21 protein-coding genes are annotated in these 22,009 nt (G+C 66.1%); 9 read left to right on the forward strand and 12 right to left on the reverse strand.

Annotation, left to right across the window (positions count from 1 at the left end):
- Window positions 1-143 precede the first annotated feature (143 nt).
- The gene (locus tag QX108_RS24855) at window positions 144-1,142 is read right to left on the reverse strand and encodes an NAD(P)H-quinone oxidoreductase (protein ID WP_315783507.1); all 999 of its coding nucleotides are present in this window, start codon (window positions 1,140-1,142) and stop codon (window positions 144-146) included.
- Window positions 1,143-1,227: 85 nt separating this feature from the next.
- Here QX108_RS24855 and QX108_RS24860 point away from each other — a divergent pair, with 85 nt between their 5' ends.
- On the forward strand, window positions 1,228-1,419 hold the full coding sequence (locus QX108_RS24860; RefSeq protein WP_315724486.1) for a DUF1192 domain-containing protein: 192 nt from the start codon (window positions 1,228-1,230) through the stop codon (window positions 1,417-1,419).
- Between the two features lie 624 nt (window positions 1,420-2,043).
- The gene (locus tag QX108_RS24865) at window positions 2,044-2,556 is read left to right on the forward strand and encodes a DUF1465 family protein (protein WP_172110016.1); all 513 of its coding nucleotides are present in this window, start codon (window positions 2,044-2,046) and stop codon (window positions 2,554-2,556) included.
- Between the two features lie 154 nt (window positions 2,557-2,710).
- Here QX108_RS24865 and rpmE read toward each other — a convergent pair whose 3' ends face one another.
- Window positions 2,711-2,938 (reverse strand): 50S ribosomal protein L31, encoded by a 228-nt coding sequence (gene rpmE, locus QX108_RS24870; protein WP_012046762.1) that lies wholly within the window; start codon window positions 2,936-2,938, stop codon window positions 2,711-2,713.
- 234 nt (window positions 2,939-3,172) lie between these two features.
- On the opposite strand from rpmE, the gene QX108_RS24875 reads away from it, so the two are divergent.
- Window positions 3,173-5,032, forward strand: coding sequence for an ABC transporter ATP-binding protein/permease (locus QX108_RS24875; protein WP_315783509.1), 1,860 nt, complete (start codon window positions 3,173-3,175; stop codon window positions 5,030-5,032).
- A 143-nt stretch (window positions 5,033-5,175) separates the two neighbouring features.
- On the forward strand, window positions 5,176-5,376 hold the full coding sequence (locus tag QX108_RS24880; protein ID WP_172110014.1) for a hypothetical protein: 201 nt from the start codon (window positions 5,176-5,178) through the stop codon (window positions 5,374-5,376).
- Window positions 5,377-5,577: 201 nt separating this feature from the next.
- On the opposite strand, the gene QX108_RS24885 is transcribed toward QX108_RS24880, so the two are convergent.
- Genes QX108_RS24885 through QX108_RS24895 form a run of 3 tightly spaced genes read right to left on the reverse strand, consistent with a single transcriptional unit; the run spans window position 5,578 to window position 8,086 of the window.
- Window positions 5,578-6,027 (reverse strand): GNAT family N-acetyltransferase, encoded by a 450-nt coding sequence (locus QX108_RS24885; RefSeq protein ID WP_315783511.1) that lies wholly within the window; start codon window positions 6,025-6,027, stop codon window positions 5,578-5,580.
- On the reverse strand, window positions 6,024-7,052 hold the full coding sequence (locus QX108_RS24890; RefSeq protein ID WP_315783513.1) for a peptidoglycan -binding protein: 1,029 nt from the start codon (window positions 7,050-7,052) through the stop codon (window positions 6,024-6,026). The genes QX108_RS24885 and QX108_RS24890 overlap by 4 nt, the downstream gene beginning before the upstream one ends.
- A gap of 44 nt (window positions 7,053-7,096) precedes the next feature.
- On the reverse strand, window positions 7,097-8,086 hold the full coding sequence (locus QX108_RS24895; protein WP_172110011.1) for a MotA/TolQ/ExbB proton channel family protein: 990 nt from the start codon (window positions 8,084-8,086) through the stop codon (window positions 7,097-7,099).
- A 182-nt stretch (window positions 8,087-8,268) separates the two neighbouring features.
- On the opposite strand from QX108_RS24895, the gene QX108_RS24900 reads away from it, so the two are divergent.
- From QX108_RS24900 to QX108_RS24920, 5 genes are all read left to right on the forward strand, one after another.
- Entirely contained in the window at window positions 8,269-9,081 is an 813-nt protein-coding gene (locus QX108_RS24900) for a DUF1295 domain-containing protein (protein ID WP_315783515.1), read from the forward strand.
- A gap of 12 nt (window positions 9,082-9,093) precedes the next feature.
- Window positions 9,094-10,122 (forward strand): cyclopropane-fatty-acyl-phospholipid synthase family protein, encoded by a 1,029-nt coding sequence (locus tag QX108_RS24905; protein ID WP_315783517.1) that lies wholly within the window; start codon window positions 9,094-9,096, stop codon window positions 10,120-10,122.
- 284 nt (window positions 10,123-10,406) lie between these two features.
- Window positions 10,407-11,600 carry an efflux RND transporter periplasmic adaptor subunit gene (locus tag QX108_RS24910; protein ID WP_315783519.1) on the forward strand — a complete coding sequence of 398 codons (1,194 nt, stop codon included), beginning with the start codon at window positions 10,407-10,409 and terminating at the stop codon, window positions 11,598-11,600.
- A gap of 6 nt (window positions 11,601-11,606) precedes the next feature.
- Window positions 11,607-14,762 carry a multidrug efflux RND transporter permease subunit gene (locus QX108_RS24915; protein ID WP_315783521.1) on the forward strand — a complete coding sequence of 1,052 codons (3,156 nt, stop codon included), beginning with the start codon at window positions 11,607-11,609 and terminating at the stop codon, window positions 14,760-14,762.
- Between the two features lie 185 nt (window positions 14,763-14,947).
- Window positions 14,948-15,544, forward strand: coding sequence for a hypothetical protein (locus QX108_RS24920; RefSeq protein ID WP_315783523.1), 597 nt, complete (start codon window positions 14,948-14,950; stop codon window positions 15,542-15,544).
- 372 nt (window positions 15,545-15,916) lie between these two features.
- Here QX108_RS24920 and QX108_RS24925 read toward each other — a convergent pair whose 3' ends face one another.
- From QX108_RS24925 to QX108_RS24955, 7 genes are all read right to left on the reverse strand, one after another.
- Window positions 15,917-16,708 carry an inositol monophosphatase family protein gene (locus tag QX108_RS24925; RefSeq protein ID WP_257166422.1) on the reverse strand — a complete coding sequence of 264 codons (792 nt, stop codon included), beginning with the start codon at window positions 16,706-16,708 and terminating at the stop codon, window positions 15,917-15,919.
- A 140-nt stretch (window positions 16,709-16,848) separates the two neighbouring features.
- Window positions 16,849-17,940, reverse strand: coding sequence for a tetratricopeptide repeat protein (locus QX108_RS24930; protein ID WP_315724508.1), 1,092 nt, complete (start codon window positions 17,938-17,940; stop codon window positions 16,849-16,851).
- A gap of 10 nt (window positions 17,941-17,950) precedes the next feature.
- Window positions 17,951-18,628, reverse strand: coding sequence for a thiamine phosphate synthase (locus QX108_RS24935; RefSeq protein WP_315783525.1), 678 nt, complete (start codon window positions 18,626-18,628; stop codon window positions 17,951-17,953).
- Entirely contained in the window at window positions 18,629-18,850 is a 222-nt protein-coding gene (locus tag QX108_RS24940) for a hypothetical protein (RefSeq protein WP_315724513.1), read from the reverse strand. It lies immediately after the preceding gene.
- Window positions 18,851-19,254: 404 nt separating this feature from the next.
- The gene (gene fba / locus QX108_RS24945; protein WP_172134409.1) at window positions 19,255-20,322 is read right to left on the reverse strand and encodes a class II fructose-bisphosphate aldolase; all 1,068 of its coding nucleotides are present in this window, start codon (window positions 20,320-20,322) and stop codon (window positions 19,255-19,257) included.
- Window positions 20,323-20,509: 187 nt separating this feature from the next.
- On the reverse strand, window positions 20,510-20,767 hold the full coding sequence (locus QX108_RS24950) for a hypothetical protein (RefSeq protein ID WP_315783528.1): 258 nt from the start codon (window positions 20,765-20,767) through the stop codon (window positions 20,510-20,512).
- Between the two features lie 45 nt (window positions 20,768-20,812).
- The gene (locus QX108_RS24955) at window positions 20,813-22,003 is read right to left on the reverse strand and encodes a phosphoglycerate kinase (RefSeq protein ID WP_315783530.1); all 1,191 of its coding nucleotides are present in this window, start codon (window positions 22,001-22,003) and stop codon (window positions 20,813-20,815) included.
- Between the last annotated feature and the right edge of the window lie 6 nt (window positions 22,004-22,009).

Raw genomic sequence — 22,009 nt, forward strand, 5'->3', positions numbered from 1 at the left:
AACCACAGCGAAACAGTTCAAACTTAAAGGCACGTTCGCAAACGATTTGGAGCCGTTCCAGGCACGGTTCAGATGTGCGCGATCATTGGCACGAAAGCGAGGAAAATCAAAGAGTTTCCAAACACGCTCTGTTTAGACTGCGCCTAGATTTCCAACACAATTTTGCCAATATGTTGGCTGGTCTCCATGCGTGCATGCGCTTTGGCTGCATCTGCGAGTGGAAACGTCGAGTCCATCAGCGGCTTGATGCGGCCCTCGCGCAGCAACGGCATCACCTTGGCCTCGATCGCGGCCACCATCGCCGCCTTGTCGGCATTGCTGCGTGGGCGCAGGGTCGACCCGGTGTGGGTCAGGCGCTTCACCATCAGCTTGACGAAGTTGACCGTGGCCTTGGCACTGCCGAGGAAGGCGATCTGGACGATCCGTCCGTCGGTCGCCGCGGCGTCGTAGTTGCGCTCGATGTAGTCGCCGCCGACCATGTCGAGGATGACGTTGGCGCCCTTGCCGCCGGTCGCCTCCTTGACCACCGCCACGAAGTCTTCCGTCTTGTAGTTGATGGCGCGGTCCGCCCCGAGCTTGACGCAGGCCTCCGCCTTGTCCTGCGAGCCGACGGTGACCAGCACCGTGGCGCCGAACGCCTTGGCGAGCTGGATCGCCATGGTGCCGATGCCGGAGGAGCCGCCATGCACCAGGAGGGTCTCGCCCGCCTTGAGGCCGCCGCGCTCGAACACGTTGTGCCAGACCGTCATCAGGGTCTCGGGCAGGGCGCCGGCCTCCTTGATCGACAGCGCCGGAGGTACCGCCATCGCCTGGGCGTCCTGGGCGATGCAATATTGCGCGTAGCCGCCGCCGGCCACCAGCGACATCACGGTGTCGCCGAGCTTGTGCCGGAGAGCGCCGTCGCCGAGCGCCACCACCTCGCCGGCGACTTCCAGCCCCGGCAGGTCGCTGGCGCCGGGCGGCGGCGGATAGCTGCCGGAGCGCTGGGCGACGTCGGGACGGTTCACGCCGGCGGCCTTCACCTTGATCAGGATCTCGCCGGGCCCCGGCTTGGGAACGGGCCGCGTCTCGGGCTTCAGCACCTCGGGGCCGCCCGGCTGGCTGATGGCGACCACGGTCATTTGCGCGGGCAGCTGTTCCATGAGAAATCCTTGGCAAAGAGATCAAGCGGGTGCTGGGGCGTGCTTAAGCCAGCCCGGGCCCCGCTGGCAACCGGCAGAGGGCGAGATGGCAAACGAGGACGACGATCGGCCGCGCAAGGCCGTTTCCCACGAGATCGGGCAGGATCTCTCGATGCTGTCGGTCGAGGAGCTGACCGGCCGCGCCGCGCTGCTGCGCTCGGAGATCGAGCGGATCGAGCAGGCCGTGGCCAAAAAGCGCGCCTCGCGCGATGCCGCCGCCAGCATCTTCAAGTCCTAGAATGGTTCCGCAGCACGTAGAAACACGGTCGGCCAGTGGCCGACATGGCTAACGAAGTTTGAAAAATTTGTGCCATTTACGGTTGATTAAGCTTTCGCGTTTACAACCGTAACCGTCCTCGTTTGGACACTGAGTGGCTCCTGTCCACTCTGTTTGACGCCTCCCTGTTATCAACTTCAAAGCCGCCGGCAACGGCGGCTCTTTTTTTGGCGCGCCCGAACGTGCCCTGCATCACCCGGAGCGTCGCGAGGCCGTTAGCGTCCCGGCAAGCACGCTAGCGTTTGCCAGGAACGGTTAGCTCGGGATCGTCTTGAAGCTGTGCCGGTCGGCGGATCGGCGGGCACCGGTCACATCCTGTGCGTCGCAACAGTGAATAAGTTCATCGTCGTCCAACTACCGCACATTGTTGCCGTGATCGTGGTTGCTAGTTGTGATGCGTGCACGACTCGGTCGAACTGATCGTCCCGCAGCCGCAAATGGTACGCCGGCACGGCACGTCCCACGCCGTGGAAACCATATTGGGCGTTGCTGCTGGACTCTCGAAACCGGCCGCGCAATGATTTGTTCATCATACCGGCGCGGTTGCCGGATTGCGTAAACAGTCGCGTTTATGAGGCGTTAACCATGTCGGACCGTTTGCTGGGCGATGGCGCTCTTGTTCAGTTCAATGAGCGGCTCACCAACTCCGCTGCATTCGGCACGCTGTTCCGGGAAGGCATGGATTTGGTCGAGGAGACCGCCGCCTATCTCGACGGCGAGGGCCGCAATGAAGCCAAGGCGCTCGACCGCGCCGTCAGCCTGACCTACGCGACGGAGAGCATGCGGCTCACCACGCGGCTGATGCAGCTCGCCTCGTGGCTGCTGCTGCACCGGGCGGTGAAGGAGGGCGAGATGACCCTGGGCCAGGCCAATCGCGAGAAGACCAAAGTCAAGCTGACGGCCGCCGATCCCGGCCCGGCCGACCTGCTCGAGAAGCTGCCGCAGCAATTGCAGGACCTGATCGCCCGCTCGATGAGCCTGCAGACGCGGGTGCGTCGGCTCGACGCCACCATCCATTCGCCGCCGCCGGACCAGAGCGCGATCGGCAATCCGCTGGTTCCGCACCTCAACCGGCTGAAGGCGGCCTTCGAGCAGTAAGGCCATCGGGCCCGCGGCTCGGCCTTGGCCGAGCCGGTGCCAGACCGCAGTTTCGCCACCCAAACAAAAACGCCCCCGTTTCCGGGGGCGTTTTGCTGTGATGGGGGTCGATTCAGGGCAGAGCCAGGAGGCCGCACGAGGCGGCTCGGAGGCATCAATCCTTCTTGAGGAATCCCTGGAACTTCTTCTGGAAGCGCGAGACGCGGCCGCCGCGGTCCATGATCTGCTGGGTGCCGCCGGTCCAGGCCGGATGCGACTTGGGGTCGATGTCGAGGTTGAGCTTGTCGCCCTCTTTGCCCCAGGTCGAGCGGGTCTGGTACTCGGTGCCATCGGTCATCACGACCGTAATCGTATGATAATTCGGATGAATGTCGGCTTTCATGGCGGGTCCTGCGGCGTGATGCGAAGACATGACGCGGCGCAGCCGCGCCTGATCCTGTCGTCACTGAAGGGGGACAATTGGCGCGCTCTATAGCCCAAGGTCCCGCCTAAAACAAGCCAAGGTCGCCAAACAAGCCAGGGCTCGCATCCCCACCTTGGTAAGTTTCCGGATTTGCCAAGGCCGGGGCGGCAGGCCTATCACGACGAGAGATTGGATGAATTCTTAGGTGGCCCCATGAGTGCAGTGGAACGGCTTGACGAGCGGCAGAGCGCTGCCCCCCTGGCGCAGGAGGCGGTCGAGGATGCCGTCGCCGCCGTCGAGGCGCTGACCGAGCCGGCCGCCCCGGTCCGCCGCTCCAAGCTTCGCCCGTTGCTGGCGCTGGCGCCCTACATCATGCGTTACCGCTTTCGCGCCGTGCTGGCCCTGATCGCGCTGACGGTTGCCGCGCTCACCACGCTGCTGGTGCCGGTCGCGGTCCGCCGCATGATCGATTTCGGCTTCACGCCGAAGGGCATCGAGCTGATCAACAGCTATTTCAGCGTGATGATCGCAGTGGTTGCCGTGCTCGCGCTGGCAAGCGCCGCCCGCTACTATCTCGTCATGACGATCGGCGAGCGCATCGTCGCCGACATCCGCCGCGACGTGTTCGCCCATCTGATGTCGCTGTCGCCGTCGTTCTTCGATTCCGCGCGCTCCGGCGAGCTGGTGTCGCGGCTCACCGCCGATACGACGCAGATCAAGTCGGCGGCCGGCGCCTCGGTCTCGATCGCGCTGCGCAATCTGCTGCTGTTTCTCGGCGCCACCGCGATGATGGTGTTCACCAGCCCGAAGCTGTCCTTGTTCGTGCTGCTGGCGATCCCGCTGATCGTGCTGCCGCTGGTGGCTTTCGGACGCTGGGTGCGCCGTCTGTCGCGCAACGCGCAGGATACGCTCGCCGATGCCTCGGCCTATGCCTCGGAGCTGGTCGGCGCGATCAGGACTGTGCAGGCCTACACCAGCGAGAAGCTTGCGGCCGGCCGCTTCGGCGGCGAGGTCGAGCAGGCCTATGAGGCGGCGCGGGTCTCGACCAAGGCGCGCGGCGTGCTCACCGCGATCATCATCTTCATCGTGTTCTCCAGCGTCGTCGCGATCCTCTGGGTCGGCTCGCATGACGTGCTGACCGGCAACATCAGCGCCGGCCGGCTCGGCCAGTTCGTGCTCTATGCGGCCTTCGCCGCTGCCGGCCTCGGCCAGCTCTCGGAGGTCTGGGGCGAGGTTTCGGCGGCCTCGGGTGCTGCGGAGCGGCTGTTCGAGCTGCTGCACGTCCAGCCGGAGATCACCGCGCCCGCACGGCCCGTGGCGCTGCCTGAGCCCGCGCGCGGCGACATCGGCTTCGAGCGCGTCGGCTTCGCCTATCCGAGCCGTCCCGACGTCCGGGTCCTCGAGGACGTGTCGTTTGCGATCCGTGCCGGCGAGAAGGTCGCGATCGTCGGCCCGTCCGGCGCCGGCAAGAGCACGCTGTTTCATCTCTTGCTGCGCTTCTACGATCCGGCGTCAGGCACGATCTCGGTCGATGGCGTCCCCGTGCGCGCCGCCGATCCGCGCAAGGTGCGCGAGCGGATGGCGCTGGTGCCGCAGGAGTCCGTCGTGTTCGCGGCAAGCGCGCGCGAGAACATCCGCTTCGGCCGCCCCGAGGCCACCGACGCCGAGGTCGAGCGCGCCGCCGACCTCGCCCATGCCAGCGAATTCATCCGCCGCCTGCCGGAAGGGTTCGAGACCCAGCTCGGCGAGCGCGGCGTAACCTTGTCCGGTGGCCAGCGCCAGCGCATCGCGATCGCGCGCGCCATCCTGCGCGATGCGCCGCTGCTCTTACTCGACGAGGCGACCTCGGCGCTCGACGCCGAGAGCGAGACCCTGGTGCAGACGGCGCTCGAAGGCCTGATGAAGGACCGCACGACGCTGGTGATCGCGCATCGTCTCGCGACAGTGTTGTCCTGCGACCGCATCCTGGTGATGGACCGTGGCCGGATCGTCGAGCAGGGCACGCATTCGTCGCTGGTCGCCGCCAATGGCCTCTATGCGCGGCTGGCGCGGCTGCAGTTCGAGACCGTGTAGTTTCAGCAACACCCGTGGACGGTCTGCAACACCGCGAATTCTCGTCGCAGACCCTGCAACCTTTCTGCAGCTTTATACGTTCCCTGCGCGAAACTTCATGGCGCCATTCATGCTGTGGCGCCCATCGCACAGGATGAATGACCATGCCCTATCGTCGTGGCAGCTTTGCCCTCACGCCGCCGTCGTTCGTGATCTTCGCCATCGCGCTGGTGCTCGCGCTCGTCGCGATGCTCGCGCACTACATGCACGCCTCGGTGCCGCTGCTGTCCGCCGCCCACGCCTTCGACGCGCTGGCGATCGCCTTCGTGGTGCTGACGGTGGGCGTGCTGTTTCGTGGCGTGTAGTTGCTGATATTGCTGCCCACTCGGTGTCGTCCCGGCGAACGCCGGGACCCATAACCCCGGTCGAATGTTTGGTAGTCGAACATCGCCACATCGTTCTTCGCAACACCTCTGCTGCGGAGTATGGGTCCCGGATCTGCCCTCGCTACGCTCGGTTGTCCGGGACGACAGCGGTAGGTTCGGCCGGCGGCGGTGTGTCTGTGCCTAGGGCGTCCACGCCATCCGCAGCACCGGGCGGCCGGACGTCGGGTTGACGTCTTCGCCGGCTTCGATGAACCCAGATCGCTTGTAGAAGCGGATGGCGCGGGCGTTGTCTTTGTTCACCAGCAGCGTGATGCCAGACGGAGACCGCTGCTTGGCGGCGTCAACGAGCTGCGTCGCGAGCGGTGAGCCCCAATGCTGCGGTGACACCACGAGCTGATCGAGGTAGCCCGTCTCGTCGATGGTGACGAAGCCCGCGAGCATTCCCTCCACCTCGGCCACGATGACCTCGGCCTTGGGGACCAGCTCGCTCCGCCACCGCTCGCGCCACCACGGCACCCGCGCGGCGAAATCGATGGTAGGATAGGCGAGCTGCCACGTCTCCTGCCACAGCGCGATCGTCGCGTCTTCATCGGCGGCGCGATAGGGACGGAGGGTGAAGGGCGACGTCACCGCTCCGTCAGCTTCAATTCGATGCGGCGGTTGCGGCGGAAGGCGTCCTCGGTGTTCGCGGGATCGAGCGGCTGGAATTCGGCAAAGCCCGCCGCGACCAGACGTTGGGCGGGAACGCCGAGCGAGATCATATATTGCACCACCGAGATGGCGCGCGCCGACGACAATTCCCAGTTCGACTTGAACACCGGACTGTTGATCGGACGAACGTCGGTGTGGCCGTCGACCCGCAGCACCCAGGAGATCTCGGCTGGAATTTGCTTGTCGAGATCGACCAGGGCCGTTGCCACCGAGTTCAGCTCCTGCTGTCCCTCGGGCAGCAGAGTCGCCTGTCCGGTGTCGAAGAACACCTCCGACTGGAATACGAAGCGGTCGCCGACAACGCGGATGTCGGGACGGTTGCCGAGGATCGCGCGCAGCCGGCCGAAGAACTCCGAGCGGTAGCGCGTCAGCTCCTGCACCCGCTGAGCCAGCGCGACGTTGAGGCGCGAGCCGAGATCGGCGATCCGGCTCTGCGATTCCTTGTCGCGCTTCTCGGACGCGTCGAGCGCGTCTTCGAGCGCCGCGAGCTGACGTCTGAGCGCGCTGATCTGCTGGTTGAGCACCTCGATCTGGGCCAAGGCCCGCGCCGTGACCTGCTTCTCGGAATCGAGCGCGCGATTGAGCTCCGAAGCGCGTCCTGCGGCATTGCTGCCGGCATTGGCGAGCCCGTCATAGAGGCCCTTGATGCGGTCGCGCTCGGCCTCGGCATTGGAAAGGCCGGCGCGCAGCTGCGCGACCTCGTCGTCGAGCGACAGCTTGCCGAGCTTCTCCAGCGACAGCATCTCGTTGAGCTGCGCGATCTTGGCGTTGAGCTGCTCCAGCGCCTTGTCCTTGCCGGTGACCTCCTGCGACAGGAAGAACTGCACCACCAGGAACACGGTCAGCAGGAACACGATCGACAGCACCAGGGTCGACAGCGCGTCGACGAAGCCCGGCCAGTAGTTGAGGCCGGACTCTCCCCGGCGGGAACGGGCCAGCGCCATTCAGCGTCTCCTCGGAAACTGTAAACGCGAGCGCGAATACCGCGCTAGCTCTTCTCCGTCTGCCGCGCCAGCCGCTCCAACAGCCGCTTGATCTCGCGGTTCTGCTCGCCCTGGCCGTCGGCCCACTCGCGGATCATCTGCTGCTCGGTGCGCATGTGCGCGACCAGGCCCTGGATCGCCTCGGCGAGGTTGGCCATGGCCGCGGTGGCGCCGCGATTGGAGCCTTCCTCCATCGCCGTGCGCAGCCGCTCGATGGCCACTGAAAGATCGGCGCCGGTGTCGCCGGTGCCGCCATATTCCCGCACCGTGCCGGCCAGCCAGTCCTCCAGGTCGGTATAGAAGCGGTTCTGCGCCTGGCTCGACTGGAGGTCGAGGAAGCCCAGGATCAGCGAGCCGGCGAGGCCGAACAGCGAGGACGAGAACGAGATGCCCATGCCGCTGAGCGGAGCCGCGAGGCCGCCCTTGAGGGTATCGAACAGCGCGCCGGCGTCGCCGCCGACCTTGAGCCCGTCGATCACCTTGCCGACCGAGCCCACGGTCTCGATCAGGCCCCAGAAGGTGCCGAGCAGGCCGAGGAAGACCAGCAGGCCGGTCATGTAGCGGGAGATGTCGCGGGCCTCGTCCAGCCGGGTGGCGATGGAGTCGAGCAGGTGCCGCATGGTCTGCTGCGAGATCGACATCCGCCCGGTGCGCTCGCGGCCGAGGATGGCGGCCATGGGAGCCAGCAGGACCGGGTGACGAGGAACCGCGAGGCCGGGATCGGCGATCCGGAAATTGTTCACCCAGGAGACTTCCGGATACAGCCGGACGACCTGCCGGAACGCCAGGATGACGCCGATCAGGAGCACCGCGCCGATCAGGGCGTTGAGGCCGGGATTGGCGAAGAACGCCATGATGATCTGCTTGTAGAGCACGACCCCGACCAGGGCGCACAGCACCAGGAAGACCAGCATCCGCACCAGGAAGATCCGGGGCGTGGACAGTTTGGTCGGGTCGACGCCCATGGCGGAGCGGGGAGGGGAGCCTTGAGGCATTGTCGATGACATCCGTTGCGGGGACCGGTCCCGAAAATCCACTATGGCATAGCAGGGTGCGGAGAACAGCCGCGATCGGCGCAATCCCCGTCCCTGCACGGAACCATGGCTGAAACCGGCGGGCATCCGCGGCGTAGTTAGTCCCGTTGGCTCTTATCTAGCGGGAATGCCCGGGCTTTGTCATGACCATCGTTGATTATCTGCAGGCGCTGCTGGTGCTGGCTTTGGCGCTCTCCCTGCTCATGGCGGCCGCCTGGGTGGTGCAGCAGCGCACCGGAAATTCCGGCTGGGTCGACACGATCTGGACATTTTCCGTCGGCCTCGTCGGGGCCGCCGGCGCGATCTGGCCCGTGGGCGGTGATGCTCCCAACGCGCGGCAATGGCTGGTCGCGGTGCTGGTGGCGATTTGGTCGCTCCGGTTGGGCGGCCATGTCGCGGCGCGAAGCCGCGGCATGTCCGATGATCCGCGCTATGCTGAATTCGCCCGGCAATGGGGGGACGCCGCGCCACGGCGGATGTTCTTTTTCCTGCAGCAGCAGGCGTGGGGCGGGATCCCGCTGGTCTCAGCCATGTTCGTCGCAGCGCACGCGCCAGCGGCCGAGTTGCGGCTGCAGGACTATCTCGGCGTCCTCGTGCTGTTCACGGGCATCGCGGGCGAGGCGCTGGCCGATGCCCAGCTCAAGGCGTTTCGGGAAGATCCCGTCAACAAGGGCAAGGTCTGCGACGTCGGCCTGTGGCGCTGGTCGCGGCATCCCAACTATTTTTTCGAATGGGTGTGCTGGCTCGCCTATCCCGTCATCGCGTTGTCACCTGACAACCCCTGGGGGATCGCCAGTCTGCTGGCGCCGCTGCTGATGTACTACATCCTGGTCCACGTCACCGGCATCCCGCCGCTGGAAGAGCAGATGCTGCGCTCGCGCGGCGACCGCTACCGGGCCTACCAGGCCCGCACCAGCGCGTTCTTCCCCCTGCCGCCCAATCCTGCTGCGAAGTAACGGAGCCCGAGCATGAGCTTCATCTCCACCATCATCGGCGCCGCGGAACGTGTGCCGCTGCCCGACGCCGTGATCCGCGCCGCCATCCAAGAATTGTGCGCCCGTACGGCGACGCGGCTCGGGGGTGTCAATGCCATGGGGGACGCGGAGTTCGCCCGCCTGCTGACGACGCGTCCGATCGCGGAGCATACCGATGCGGCGAACAGCCAGCATTACGAGGTGCCGGCCGCGTTCTTCGCCCGGGTGCTCGGGCCGAACCGCAAATATTCCTGCTGCTTCTACAAGGAGCCGGTCTCGACGCTTCAGGAGGCGGAGGAGGAGGCGCTGCGCCAGACCGTCGCCAATGCTGATCTGCAGGACGGCCAAAGCATCCTCGAGCTTGGCTGCGGCTGGGGCTCGCTGTCGCTGTTCATGGCCCGGCAGTTCCCGCATGCGAAGATCACCGCGGTCTCGAATTCGCACTCCCAGCGCCGCGCGATCGAGGAATTGGCCGAAGCGCGCGGCCTGCTCAATCTCCGCGTCATCACCGCAGACATGAACCACTTCACCCCGGAGGCGCGCTTCGACCGCGTCGTCTCGGTCGAGATGTTCGAGCACATGATGAATTGGCGCGAGCTGCTGTCGCGCGTCAGATCATGGCTGGCGGCGGACGGACGGCTGTTCATGCATATCTTCACCCACCGCACCGGTTCCTACCTGTTCGATCGCAACGATCGCGAGGACTGGATCGCACAGCACTTCTTCACCGGCGGCATCATGCCGAGCCACGGCTTGATCCGGCAGTACGAGGATCTGTTCGCGGTCGAGAAGGAATGGCGCTGGAGCGGCACGCACTATCAGCGCACGGCCAAGGACTGGCTGGCTAATTTCGATGCCGACCGCGACCGCATCCTGCAGGCGCTGCAGCCGGTCTATGGCGACGACGCCACGCTGTGGATGCGCCGCTGGCGCTGGTTCTTCCTCGCCACATCGGGCCTGTTCGGCCACGACGAGGGCCGCGAATGGGGCGTCAGTCACTACCGCCTGCGGCCCGTCAACTAAGCCGCAGATCGCAGTAGGAATCCGCCGGAACTTGAGCGGGATTCGCGTTTCGCTGTGCGGAACCTGCGGGAACTTGCTTGCCACAATGCGCTCACAATCGAGTGAATCGTAAAAAAACTCGATTGTTCAATCAAGTAGCTCGTGTGACATCAAGCCGCCCGGCTGCTGCGTTGCGTCGCAGCACCGCGCTTTTATGGTGCGGGACACGCTCGGCTCCAGAATGGGCCATGACCCGGTCATCCGGTCGACTCCTTTCCAACATGATCCAGGGGGCTCCAAGACTCATGTCTCATTTTCGCGCGTCGCTGCTCAGCAGTGCATTGATGCTCGCAGCCGCGCCGCTGCTGGCCGGCTGCAACGAAGGTTCTCAGGCTCAGGCTCACGCCAATGAGCAAGTCGTGGTTCCCCACGTCGGCATCGTCACCGTCGAGCAGAAGGCGCGGGCCATCGTCCGCGAGCTGCCCGGCCGCATCGCGCCGACCCGCGTCTCCGACGTGCGGCCGCGCGTTTCGGGAATCATCGTCGAGCGGCTGTTCCGCCAGGGCAGCGAGGTCAAGGCCGGCGATCCGCTCTACCGCCTCGATCAGAAGCCGTTCGAGGTCGAGATCCTGTCGAGCCGTGCCGCGCTCGCCAAGGCCGAGGCGGTGCATGAGCGCGCGGTGCAGCAGGCCAATCGCATCGCCCAGCTGTTCAAGGAGCGCGCGGCCCCGGCGGTCGAGAACGAGAAGGCGATCTCGGGGGAGCGGGAGGCTGCGGCCGACATCGAGGCGCGCAAGGCGGATCTCGCGCGCGCCCAGCTCAATCTGGACTACGCCACCGTGCGCGCGCCGATCGACGGCATCGTCGGCGCGGCCCAGCTCAGCGAGGGCGCGATTGCCGTGCAGAACGAGACCTCGCTGGTCACGATCCAGCAGCTCGATCCGATCTATGCCGATTTCACCCAGTCGGTCAGCGAGCTGAACCGCCTGCGCCGCGCCTTCGAGTCCGGCGATCTCGATCAGATCTCGCCCGACGCCATCAAGGTCCGTCTCGTGCTCGACGACGGCACGCCCTATTCGATTCCGGGCCGGCTGCTGTTCTCCGACGCCAAGGTCGATGCCGCCACCGGGCAGGTCACCTTGCGCGGAGAGTTCGCCAATCCCAAGCGCGAGCTGTTGCCGGGCATGTATGTCCGCGTCCGCATCGAGCAGGGCATCGACAGCGACTCGGTCGCGGTTCCGCAACAGGCGGTGCAGCGCAATGCCGCCGGCGGCTCCGAGGTCTATGTCATCCGCGACGACAGCCGCGCGATCGTGCGTCCGATCCGCACCGGACCGGTGCAGGATGGCCTGGTGCTGATCACCGACGGGCTGCGCGCCGGCGACAAGGTCGTGGTCGACGGCTTCCAGAAATTTGCCGCCGGCGACAAGGTCGCGCCGCAGGTCTGGACCGAGGTCAGCGCGGCGGCCCAGCTCGAAACGAAGTCAGCGTCGCGGTAAGTCCTGATGCCGAGTTTCTTCATCGACAGGCCGATCTTCGCCTGGGTCGTCGCGCTTTTCATCTGCCTGATCGGCTTGATCGCGATCCCGCTGCTGGCGGTGGCGCAATATCCGATCATCGCGCCGCCATCGATCTCGATCTCGACCAGCTATCCCGGCGCCTCGCCCGAGAATCTCTACAACAGCGTGACGCGGCTGATCGAGGAGGAGCTCAACGGCGCCTCCGGCATCCTCAATTTCGAATCGACCAGCGACTCGCTGGGGCAGGTCGAGATCACCGCCAACTTCGTGCCGGGCACGTCGACCAACGATGCCTCGGTCGAGGTGCAGAACCGCCTCAAGCGCGTCGAGGCGCGGCTGCCGCGCGCCGTGATTCAGCAGGGCATCCTGGTCGAGGAAGCCTCCGCCGCGGTGCTGCAGATCATCACCCTGCAATCGACCGACGGCAGCCTCGACGAGGTCGGCCTCGGCGACTTCATGATCCGCAACGTGCTCGGCGAAATCCGCCGTATTCCCGGCGTCGGCCGCGCCACGCTGTATTCCACCGAGCGCTCACTGCGCGTCTGGCTCGATCCGGCCAAGCTGATCGGCTACGGCCTGACCGCCGACGACGTCACCAAGTCGATCGGCGCGCAGAACGCGCAGGTCGCCTCCGGCAGCATCGGCGCGGAGCCCGCGACCACCGTCCAGCGCACTTCGGCGCTGGTTCTGGTCAAGGGCCAGCTCGATTCGCCGGACGAGTTCGGCGCGATCATCCTGCGCGCCAATGCCGACGGCTCCACGGTGCGGCTGCGCGACGTCGCCCGCATCGAGATCGGCGGCCTCAGCTATCAGTTCAACACCCGCTTGAACGGCAAGCCGACCGCAGGTCTCTCGGTGCTGCTGTCGCCGACCGGCAACGCGCTGGCGACCGCGAGCGCGGTCGAAGCCAAGATGAAGGAGCTGTCGCGCTTCTTCCCCTCGAACATCACCTATGAGATCCCCTACGACATCACGCCCGTGGTGAAGGCCTCGATCAAGCGCGTGCTGATGACGCTGGTCGAAGCCGTGGTGCTGGTGTTCGTGGTGATGTTCCTGTTCCTGCAGAACATCCGCTACACCATCATCCCGACCATCGTCGTCCCCGTGGCGCTGCTCGGCACCTGCGCGACGCTGATGCTGGTCGGCTACTCCATCAACATGCTGACGATGTTCGGCATGGTGCTCGCGGTCGGCATCCTCGTCGACGACGCCATCGTCGTGGTCGAGAACGTCGAACGCATCATGAGCGAGGAGGGGCTGTCGCCGAAGGAGGCAACGCGCAAGGCGATGAGCCAGATCACCGGCGCCATCATCGGCATCACCTTGGTGCTGATGGCGGTGTTCGTGCCGATGGCGTTCTTTCCCGGCTCGGTCGGCATCATCTACCGGCAGTTCTCGATCACCATGGTGGCGGCGATCGGCTTCTCGGCGCTGCTGGCGCTGTCGCTGACTCCGGCGCTGTGCGCGACCCTGCTGAAGCCGGTCGAGGCCGGCCACGGCCATGCTCGGACCGGTGTGTTCGGCTGGTTCAATCGCTTCATGGATGGAAGCCGCAACCGCTATGTCGGCGTCGTGCGCGGCGGCTTGCGGCGTACCGGCCGAGTGATGCTGATCTACGCGATCTTCATCGTCGGCCTGTCCTGGGCCTTCATCCAGCTGCCCGGCGGCTTCCTGCCGGTCGACGACCAGGGCTTCATCACGACCGACGTGCAGACGCCGGCGGATTCCTCCTATGCGCGGACGCAGGCGGCTGTGGAGGCTGTCGAGAAGTACTTGGCCAAGCGCGACGGCATCGAGGACGTCACCTTCCTCACCGGTTTCAGCTATGCCGGCCAGGGCGTCAACACCGCGCAGGCCTTCATCTCGCTGAAGGACTGGTCGGAGCGCGGCAAGCACGACAGCGCGGCGGCGCTGGTCGCCGACATCAATCGCGATCTCGCCGGCTTGCGTGACGCCAAGATCACCGCGTTGCAGCCGCCGCCGATCGACAATCTCGGCAACTCCTCCGGCTTCAGCTTCCGCCTGCAGGACCGCGGCCAGAAGGGCTACACCGCGCTCGTTGCGGCTGCGGATCAGCTGATCGCGGAAGCCAATGCCAGCCCGGTGCTGCAGAAGGTCTATGTCGAGGGCCTGCCGCAGGGACCTCAGGTCAATCTGATGATCGACCGCGAGAAGGCTGGCGCCTTCGGCGTCACCTTCGAGGACATCAACAACACGATTTCGACCAATCTCGGCTCGAACTACGTGAATGATTTCCCCAATCGTGGCCGCATGCAGCGCGTCGTGGTGCAGGCCGACCGCATCAGCCGCATGAATGCGGACGACATCCTCAACTACAGCGTCAAGAACGCCAAGGGCCAGCTGGTGCCGTTCTCGTCGTTCGCGACCATCCAGTGGGCCAAGGGACCGACCCAGATCGCGGGCTTCAACTATTACCCGGCGATCCGCATCTCCGGCGAGGCGAAGCCGGGCTTCACCTCGGGCGATGCCCTCAACGAGATGGAGCGTCTCGCCGCCAAGCTGCCGCGCGGCTTCGGCTACGAATGGACCGGACAGTCGCTGCAGGAGAAGCTGTCGGGCTCGCAGGCGCCGCTGCTGCTCGGCCTGTCGGCGCTGGTCGTGTTTCTCTGCCTCGCCGCGCTGTATGAGAGCTGGACGATCCCGCTCGCGGTGCTGCTGACCGTGCCGCTCGGCATTCTCGGCGCCGTCGTCGCAGCCAATCTGCGCGGGCTGTCCAACGACGTCTACTTCACGGTCGCGCTGATCACGATCATCGGCCTCGCCGCCAAGGACGCGATCCTGATCATCGAGTTCGCCAAGGATCTGCGCGCCCATGGCAAGCCGCTGGTCGAGGCAACCGTCGAGGCCTGCTCGTTGCGCTTCCGTCCGATCATCATGACCGGCCTCGCCTTCGTCTGCGGCGTGCTGCCGATGTCGATGGCGACCGGCGCCGGCGGCGCCAGCCAGCAGGCGCTCGGCACCAACGTCATGGGCGGCATGATCGCGGTGGTGATCCTGGCGCTGTTGATGGTGCCGGTGTTCTTCGTCTCGGTGCAGCGCGTTCTGGCGGGGGATCGTGAGAAGACGGAGAAGGGCGCGGAGCCGCAAGCCTATGGACCGCCGGCGCCGGTGAAGCCGTAGATGATCGCAATCGCGATGGCTCGCTCGAGCGATTGAGCCGCAATCTCGCCACGCTGGCGGTGCGCTGCCATCCTCGCCAGGAGGAGGGAAGTGCACCGCCGATGCGGGAAATGGTGCTCCAATCCTGGCAACTGGAGTTCCCCGCTCGCTGCGTGTATTGTTCTCCGACATGTAACGGAAACGGCATGTCGATGATCTCTCGCAAATCTGTTCTCGCATTCGCGCTCGCCGCCATCTGCCTTGGTGGTCAAGCTGCGCAAGCCCAGTCCGGTCCTGTGAAGTACTGGCTCCCCGGCTGGCCGGTCGGCTTCAGCGACTCCGGCAGCCTTGACTCCTATGGCAATTTTCCGAGCTTTACGGCCGATGGCCGCGACAGCGGCTTCTTTGCGCGTCGCTACAGCGTGTCCAGCAACTGGGCGTCGCTGGCGGGCGTGGGCCTGAGCTCGAACATCATCAACCGCTATGGCGCGCTCGGCACTTACACCACCGAGGGCGCGCAATACGGCTACACCTTCAAGAGCGGCGTCAGCTTCTACGGCGGCTTCGAGGCGCTGAAGGTCACTCCCGGTCTGGGTGGCCCGTTCGCGACGTTCGATGGGCGCTCCACCTCGACGCCGGCTTACGCGATCAACGGTGGCGTCGAGTTCAAGCCGACCTCCAATGTCAGCCTGTCGCTCGGCTTCAGCTATGCCGGCCAGTCGTCCGATCGCATCGACAGCGACATCAACTCGCCGGCCCTGCCGGGCGCCACGCCGCAGGCCTTCACCAGCGGGCGCAGGTAGCTTTTCGCGGGCAGAGCCCAGCCGTCAGCTCCACCCTCGGTGTCGTCCCGGACAAGCGCGCGGCAAGCGTGCGCCGATCCGGGATCCATAACCACAGGGAGATGTTTGAGGCACGCTGGTCGACCGTTCTCGCTTAATCGCGGCGGCCGGTGGTTATGGGTCCCGGCTCAAGGCCGGGGCGACACCGCGCGTGGAGCGACGGCCGCGCCAACATCACCCGGCACCGTCATGCCCGCGAAGGCGGGCATCGAGTAAACGCAAGTGGTCGTGTTCATCACAGCCGTCACGGCGTACTGGATCATCCGCTTTCGCGGATGATGACAGCGAGCGAGAGGCGATAGCCTGGGTCCAAACGCCAGTAAGATCGGACCCCTACGCCGCCGCCTTCAGCACCTTCACCAGCTCGCGGTGGATGACCTCGTTGCCACACACGACGTGCCCGGTCGCCAGCGCGTCTTCCTTGCCGTCGATGCCCGACACGGTGCCACCGGCCTCGCGCACCATGATCATGCCGGCTGCGATGTCCCAGGGCTGCAGGTCGCGTTCCCAATAGGCGTCGAAGCGGCCGGCGGCGACGAAGGCGAGGTCGAGCGAGGCGGCGCCGAAGCGGCGCAGGCCCGCGACCTTGACCTGCAGCGAGGTCATCTCGCGCAGGAACTGCTGGTGGTCGCCGCGGCCGATGTGCGGCAGGCCGCAGGCGATGACGCATTCATGCAGCTGCTTGCGCGCGGCGACGCGCAGCCGCTGGTCGTTGAGGAACGCGCCCTTGCCGCGCTCGGCGATGTACAGCTCGTCATTGGCCGGGTTGTAGATCACGCCGGCGATCACGGTGTCCTCGCGCTGGAGCGCGATCGAGATCGCGAATTGCGGGATGCCGTGCAGGAAATTGGTGGTGCCGTCGAGCGGATCGACGATCCAGGTGTGCGACTTGTCGCTGCCTTCGCGCTTGCCGCCTTCCTCGCCGAGGAAACCATAACCGGGCCGGGCCTTGGAGAGATCCTCGTACAGCATCTCCTCGGCCTTCTTGTCGGCGCGCGAGACGAAGTTCGCGGGCCCCTTCAGCGACACCTGGAGGTGCTCGATCTCGCCGAGATCGCGCTTGAGGTTGCGGCCGGCCCGGCGCGCGGCCTTGACCATGACATTGATGAGGGCGGAGTGAATCATGTGCTCGATGCGCTGGGCTGACCGCACCTTGCGGTGCGCGCCTCGCCTGGATCAGGACGAAGGCGGGTGAAACGGCTGGCTGTGGGTGCCCTGAAGGGGCCGCCGCGTCAAGGGCGGATCAGATGCCGGTCAAGCCCAGGTTACTTGATCGTGCCGAGCCAGCGCTTGGCGGCCTGCTCGCCCTTGGCGCGATCCTCGGGCGGCATGTCGGCAAATTTCTCGTCGAGCTTCGGGTCGCCCTTGCCGGCGGTCTTGGCCACCAGGTGCCATTTATAGGCTTCGACCTTATCCATCTGGGTGGCGATCCCGTACAGCAGCACCCAGGCGAGGCGGTTCTGGGCCACCGGGCTGTTCTGCCGGGCTGCCCGGCGCAACAGCGAGATCGCGGCGGGCTGGTTCTTGGGCACGCCCGTGCCGTTGAACAGCGCGATGGCGTATTCGACCTCGGCGTCGACATTGTCGGCGATCGCCGCCGCCTGCAGCAGGCGGGCGGCCTTTTCCAGATCCTGCGGGACGCCGGTGCCCTCCTTGTAGAAGGTTGCCAGCGCATATTGCGCCTCCGGATTGCCGGCGTCCGCGGCCATCCGCAGCAGCTCGGCGGAGCGCCTCAGGTCCTGGGGCAGCGTCTGGCCGTCGAGATAAAGCAGAGCGAGATTATACGCCGCCTTGGGCTCGCCGAGCTTGGCGGCGGAGGCGAGCAGCTTCACCGCCTCCGGCTTGTCGACGGGGCCGCCGCGCCCGGCCAGCCGCATCATCGCCAGCGCGAACATCGCCTCGCGGTCGCCGGCCTCGGCGGCGCGCTTGTACCAGATCGCCGCCTTCTCATAGTCGCGGCGGATGCCCTGGGCGTTCTCATAGAGCTGCCCGAGCATCGCCATCGCCTTGGGATCGCCGGCCTGCGCACGCGGCGTCGCCAAGTCGAAGGCTGTCTTGTACTGGCCCCGCTGATAGGCGCCGTAGACCAGGTCCACATTGGGATCGTTGGCCGCGGCCGGAGGCGTCGGGGCGGGCGCCGGCGCGGCCGGCTTGGCTGACGGGGCGGGAGCCGGCTTCTTCGCCGCGGCCGCCGGTGGCGCCGGCGGTTTTGGCTTCTCGGCGGCCTTCTCGGCAGGTTTGGGCTTGTCGGCCGGCGGCTGTTGCAGGGCCGGTGGCGTCAACGAGATCTGCGCGCGCGCGCCGGGCCCCAGGGCCAGGAGCGCAGCAACGAGGCATGTCAGGCGCAGCACCGTCATCGCCAGCCGTTCAGCCCTGTCCCGCGACGACGGCCGGCGCCGCCGCGTGGGCATGCCGGATCGTCGCACCGATGTCGGCCAGCGCGGCTGCCGGCCCACGCGGATCGTTCCAGACGAGATCGTCGACCAGCACGAAATCCGCTCCTGCGGCGACGAAGTCGGCCGCTTCCTTCAGCGAGATCGCATAGCCGACGCAGGGCGGCTCGAACAGCTCGGCCCACCACGCCAGGCGCTCGTTGACGGCATCCGGCGACGGCCGCCGGCCCTGCGCGTCGCGCTCGCCGAACAGCACGTAGTCGGCGCCGAGCTCTCCGGCCCGCATCGAATCATGCCGCGTCGACAGTCCGCCGCCCCCGGCGATGCGGTCCGGCTTGAGGCCGGGCAACGCGTCTTCCAAGGCGGCAATGCCGGTCAGATGTGCGCCGTCGGCGCCCGCACGTGCCACGATGTCGGGATGGCCATCGATCAACAGCGCCGCGCCGGCGCCCTGGATGGCCGGCACCAGCGCCTTCACGGTGGTGATCATGCTGCGCGGATCGCTGTCCTGAATCCGTACCAGCACCGCGGCGACGTCGGCGCTGGCGAGGATCGCGGGCAGGCTGGCGGCAAGCGCCGCGGCGTCGGTCACCACCGGCGTCGCCAGATAGAGGCGCGGCTCGGGCCGCGCGGATGTGGTCTTGCCGGACACTTAGGCCGCCTTCTTCTCGCGCAACGCCACCAGGTAGCGGGGGTTTCCGTCATTGTCGATGCGGTGAGGCACGGTCCGCCATGGGGCGAGGCGTGCTCTCTGCGGGTAGTACGCGGAGCGGTGATCCGCAAGCCTGTCGCGGGCCGCTTTACCGGCGGCGGGATAGCCCAGGCCGGGCGCCGCCGTCGCAGCGGCGACGGTGGTGAATGCGAAGATGTCCATCATCTGCTCCAGACGGCATCTGCCCTGCCCGTCAAACTAGACGGTTCTCGGGCCGTTGCCGAGCAAACATTGGCCGCAGCTGAGGCAGGCTCTCACAGAGGTGAACGGGACGTTGATGGCGGGAACCCTGCGCCTCAGCGGCGGTCAGCTCCCCCCTCCGTCTTGGGATGATCGCAAAGAGAAATACGGGACTGTCGCGACGAACGATCATGCCCGTTAGTTACTCCGTCATGCCCGGGGCTCGTCCCGGGCATCCACGTCTTTCCCAGCTTGCCGTACAACGTGGATGGCCGGGACAAGCCCGGCCATGACGACGGGGGACAGGCGAGCGCGAGACGCCAATGTTCAACTGCGATGGCCCTCCTGGAGAAGGAGAGTTCACTGCCGTCTCGGCTGGCATCGGCTCACGCCACCTTCGGGTCGAGCTCGCCGCCGGCGTAGCGCTTGGCCATCTCGGCGGTCGTCAGCACGCGCTTGATCTTGCCGGCCTGGCCCGCGGTGTTGAACTCCTCGAAGCGCTGCTTGCAGAGCTTGGTCATCGCTTCCATCGCCGGCTTCAGGTACTTGCGCGGATCGAACTCTTCCGGGTGCTCCGACAGAACCTTGCGGATCTGGCCGGTCATCGCCATGCGGTTGTCGGTGTCGATGTTGATCTTGCGCACGCCGTTCTTGATGCCGCGCTGGATCTCGGCGACCGGCACGCCCCAGGTCGGCTTCATCTTGCCGCCGAACGAGTTGATGATCTCCTGGAGGTCCTGCGGTACCGACGACGAGCCGTGCATGACGAGATGGGTGTTCGGCAGCTTGCGGTGGATCTCCTCGATCACGTTCATGGCGAGGATGTCGCCGTCCGGCTTGCGGGTGAACTTGTAGGCGCCGTGCGAGGTGCCCATCGCGATCGCGAGCGCGTCGACCTTGGTCTCCTGGACGAACTTCACGGCCTCGTCGGGATTGGTCAGCAACTGGTCGTGCGACAGCTTGCCTTCGGCGCCGTGGCCGTCCTCCTTGTCGCCCATGCCGGTCTCGAGCGAACCGAGCACGCCGAGTTCGCCTTCGACCGAAATGCCGCCGAGATGCGCCATCGTCGTCACGGTCTTGGTGACGCCGACATTGTACTCCCAATCGCCGGGGGTCTTGCCGTCGGCCTTCAGCGAGCCGTCCATCATCACCGAGGTGAAGCCGGACTGGATCGCGGTCATGCAGGTTGCCGGCTCGTTGCCGTGGTCGAGATGCACGCAGATCGGGATCTGCGGATAGATCTCGGTCAGCGCGTCCATCATGTGCTTGAGCATGACGTCGTTGGCATAGGCGCGGGCGCCGCGCGAGGCCTGGATGATGACCGGGGCGTCGGCTGCGCTGGCCGCCGTCATGATCGCCAGCGCCTGTTCCATGTTGTTGATGTTGAAGGCCGGGACGCCGTAATCGTGCTCCGCCGCGTGATCGAGCAATTGACGCAAGGTAATGCGGGCCATGGCTGGAACTCCCTGGGATAAGAATTGGACCGTGCGGCTGACGCACGCGTCGAAACGGCTGCACCGTGCATAACGCGGTGATCGGCGGAATCCAAGGGTGCCGGCGACGCAGGCGAGAGGAGGGGGCGGTCAGGCGGCACCCAAGGTTATCAACCCCGAGAGCGCGCCGCGAGCCGACAACGCGGGATCAGCTCTTCCTGGCTTCGAGAGCGGCGATGCGCTCCTCGACCTCGGTGACACGTTCGTCGAAGTCGCTGGCGGCCGCGCGCATCATGACCAGCATGCCAGCGGAATCGCGACGCTGTTTGCGGATTAAGACTTCCAGGGCGTCAAGCCGCGTCTCGGTCGATTGTCTGAATTGGCCAAACTCTGATCGGAACGCAGCAATGCTCTCCGGGATCTTGATCAGGATCGAGTGGATAGCGTCTGTCGGGGTCTCGGCCATGGATGGAACATAACAGAAACATCCATGGCCGACAAGCTCAGAGTATTAGGCCTTCAGCACTTCCACGCCCGGGAGCGGCTTGCCTTCCATCCATTCAAGGAAGGCGCCGCCCGCGGTCGAAACGTAGCTGAAATCGCCGGCCACGCCGGCCTGATTGAGCGCAGCAACCGTGTCACCGCCGCCGGCCACCGAGATCAGCTTCTTGGCCTTGGTCCGCTCCGCTGCGTGCTTGGCGGCGACCATGGTGCCGCGGTCGAACGGGGTCAGCTCGAAGGCGCCGAGCGGGCCGTTCCACACCAGGGTGGCGGCGTCGTCGATCGCGGCATGGATACGCGCGGTCGATTGCGGGCCGACGTCGAGGATCATGCTGTCAGGCGGGATCGCGTCGAGGCCATAGGCGAATGACGGCGAGTTGGCCGCGAAGTGATAGGAGACCGTGGCGTCCACCGGGAGAATGATCGCGCAGTTCGAGGCCTCCGCCTTGTCCATGATCCGCAGCGCGGTCGTGGCGAGATCCTTCTCGGCCAGCGACTTGCCGATCTGCACGCCCTGCGCATGCAGGAAGGTGTTGGCCATGCCGCCGCCGATCACCAGCGCATCGACCTTGGTGACGAGGTTTTCCAACAGGTCGATCTTGGTCGACACCTTGGCGCCGCCGACGATCGCAATCACCGGCTTGGCCGGGCGGCCCAGCGCCTTGTCGAGCGCGTCGAGCTCGGCCTGCATGGTGCGGCCGGCATAGGCCGGCAGCTTGTGGCCGAGGCCCTCGGTCGAGGCATGGGCGCGGTGGGCGGCGGAGAAGGCGTCGTTGACCCAGATGTCGCCGAGCTTTGCGAGCTCGCCCACGAACGCCGGATCGTTCTTCTCTTCCTCCTTGTGGAAGCGGGTGTTCTCCAGGCACAGCACGTCGCCGTCCTTCATCGCGGCGATGGCGGTAGCGGCCGGCTCGCCGATGCAGTCATCGGCGAAGGCGACCGGGCGCTTGATCACTTGCGACAGCGCGGCCGCGACCGGCTTCAGCGAGTCCTTGGCGTCGCGGCCCTTGGGCCGGCCGAAATGGGCGAGCAGGATCACCTTGCCGCCCTTGGTCGCGATCTCATTGATCGTGGGCGCGACGCGCTCGAGGCGCGTGGCATCGCTGACGTGGCCATTCTCCATGGGCACGTTGAGGTCGACGCGCAGCAGCACGCGCTGGCCTTTGACGTCGACGTCGTCGAGGGTTCGGAATTGGGTCATGGTCAT

Origin of the sequence: Bradyrhizobium sp. SZCCHNR1002, from assembly GCF_032381435.1 — a bacterium.
In the GTDB taxonomy this organism is placed as follows: Bacteria; Pseudomonadota; Alphaproteobacteria; order Rhizobiales; family Xanthobacteraceae; genus Bradyrhizobium; species Bradyrhizobium aeschynomenes.

Bases quoted from the DNA above. Each gene is read 5' to 3' on its own strand.
- QX108_RS24955 (WP_315783530.1), bottom strand. From the start codon at position 22,003: ATGACCCAATTCCGAACCCTCGACGACGTCGACGTCAAAGGCCAGCGC.
- QX108_RS24855 (WP_315783507.1), bottom strand. From the start codon at position 1,142: ATGGAACAGCTGCCCGCGCAAATGACCGTGGTCGCCATCAGCCAGCCG.
- QX108_RS24875 (WP_315783509.1), top strand. From the start codon at position 3,173: ATGAGTGCAGTGGAACGGCTTGACGAGCGGCAGAGCGCTGCCCCCCTG.
- QX108_RS24905 (WP_315783517.1), top strand. From the start codon at position 9,094: ATGAGCTTCATCTCCACCATCATCGGCGCCGCGGAACGTGTGCCGCTG.
- QX108_RS24880 (WP_172110014.1), top strand. From the start codon at position 5,176: ATGCCCTATCGTCGTGGCAGCTTTGCCCTCACGCCGCCGTCGTTCGTG.
- QX108_RS24940 (WP_315724513.1), bottom strand. From the start codon at position 18,850: ATGGACATCTTCGCATTCACCACCGTCGCCGCTGCGACGGCGGCGCCC.
- QX108_RS24925 (WP_257166422.1), bottom strand. From the start codon at position 16,708: ATGATTCACTCCGCCCTCATCAATGTCATGGTCAAGGCCGCGCGCCGG.
- rpmE (WP_012046762.1), bottom strand. From the start codon at position 2,938: ATGAAAGCCGACATTCATCCGAATTATCATACGATTACGGTCGTGATG.
- QX108_RS24950 (WP_315783528.1), bottom strand. From the start codon at position 20,767: ATGGCCGAGACCCCGACAGACGCTATCCACTCGATCCTGATCAAGATC.
- QX108_RS24895 (WP_172110011.1), bottom strand. From the start codon at position 8,086: ATGCCTCAAGGCTCCCCTCCCCGCTCCGCCATGGGCGTCGACCCGACC.
- QX108_RS24900 (WP_315783515.1), top strand. From the start codon at position 8,269: ATGACCATCGTTGATTATCTGCAGGCGCTGCTGGTGCTGGCTTTGGCG.
- QX108_RS24930 (WP_315724508.1), bottom strand. From the start codon at position 17,940: ATGACGGTGCTGCGCCTGACATGCCTCGTTGCTGCGCTCCTGGCCCTG.
- QX108_RS24865 (WP_172110016.1), top strand. From the start codon at position 2,044: ATGTCGGACCGTTTGCTGGGCGATGGCGCTCTTGTTCAGTTCAATGAG.
- QX108_RS24910 (WP_315783519.1), top strand. From the start codon at position 10,407: ATGTCTCATTTTCGCGCGTCGCTGCTCAGCAGTGCATTGATGCTCGCA.
- QX108_RS24915 (WP_315783521.1), top strand. From the start codon at position 11,607: ATGCCGAGTTTCTTCATCGACAGGCCGATCTTCGCCTGGGTCGTCGCG.
- QX108_RS24890 (WP_315783513.1), bottom strand. From the start codon at position 7,052: ATGGCGCTGGCCCGTTCCCGCCGGGGAGAGTCCGGCCTCAACTACTGG.
- fba (WP_172134409.1), bottom strand. From the start codon at position 20,322: ATGGCCCGCATTACCTTGCGTCAATTGCTCGATCACGCGGCGGAGCAC.
- QX108_RS24860 (WP_315724486.1), top strand. From the start codon at position 1,228: ATGGCAAACGAGGACGACGATCGGCCGCGCAAGGCCGTTTCCCACGAG.
- QX108_RS24920 (WP_315783523.1), top strand. From the start codon at position 14,948: ATGTCGATGATCTCTCGCAAATCTGTTCTCGCATTCGCGCTCGCCGCC.